We start from the raw sequence: 1,183 nt of genomic DNA, 5'->3' as shown, positions 1-1,183 counted from the left end.
CCGGTGAACGGGACCATGTTGCTCAGCCGTTCCGGTCTGAGGATGCGTTCGACCTCGTCGGGGGTCAGCAGTCCGGCTTCGAGCACGAGTTCGGCGATCGACGCGTTGGTGGTCAGCGCCTGATGGGCCAGTGACGCTGCGGCCGCGTAGCCGATGTATGGGGTCAGCGCGGTCACCACGCCGACACTCGATGCGACCTGCAGGTTCAGCCGTTCGGTGTTCGCGGTGATCCCGTCGATGCAGTTGATCCGCAGCGTGTTGCAGGCCCGCCGCATCCAGACCAGCGACTGCAGGATGCTGTGCGCGATCACCGGCTCGAACGCGTTCAGCTGCAACTGCCCCGCCTCCGCCGCCGCGGTGACCGTCGCGTCGGCGCCGATCACACTGAACGCGACCTGGTTCACCACCTCCGGGATCACCGGATTGATCTTGCCCGGCATGATGCTCGATCCCGCCTGCCTCGGCGGCAGCGTGATCTCCCCGAACCCGGCCTGCGGCCCGCTGGACAGCAGCCGCAGGTCGTTGCAGATCTTCGACAGCTTCACCGCGGCGCGCTTCAGAATGCCACTCAACGTCATGAAGATCCCGGCATCGGAGGTCGCCTCGATCAGATCCGGCGCCGTCTCGAAACTCAACCCCGTCACATCGTCAAGATGACGCCGCACCGTCTCCGCATACCCCGGATCACACGTGATCCCGGTGCCGATCGCAGTCGCACCGAGGTTGATCTCGTTCAACCACTTGATCGACTCCGTCAACCGGTCATAATCCTCAGCCAACGTGTGCGCGAAACCCATGAACTCCTGCCCAAGCGTCATCGGCACCGCGTCCTGCAACTGCGTACGGCCAACCTTCAGCACATGCTCGAACTCACGACCCTTCGCAGCGAACGACTGCGTCAGCAGCCGATGCTCCTCCAACAGCTTCTGCAACGACATCACCATCGCCAGCTTGATCGACGTCGGATACACATCATTCGTGCTCTGACTGCGGTTCACATCATCGATCGGATGCAGATGCCGGTAATCACCCCGCGCATGACCCATCAGCTCAAGACCACGATTGGCGATCACCTCGTTGGTGTTCATGTTCGTGCTCGTACCCGCACCACCCTGAATCACCCCAACCACGAACTGCTCATGCAGCGCCCCGCCGGCGATCTCCTCACACACCCGATCAATCA

1 protein-coding gene is annotated in these 1,183 nt (G+C 62.6%); it reads right to left on the bottom strand.

The genetic code is table 11. The annotated features are described in order from the left end of the window. Nucleotides 1-1,121, bottom strand: a 1,121-nt coding sequence (locus ACFFGH_RS34355; protein ID WP_386677454.1) for an aspartate ammonia-lyase, incomplete at its 3' end; no start/stop codon positions are given. Between the last annotated feature and the right edge of the window lie 62 nt (nucleotides 1,122-1,183).

The sequence above is a fragment of the Lysobacter korlensis genome (genome assembly GCF_042434515.1).
Note: the sequence above shows the minus strand (reverse complement) of the source record. Positions and strands in the feature narration are given on the sequence as shown.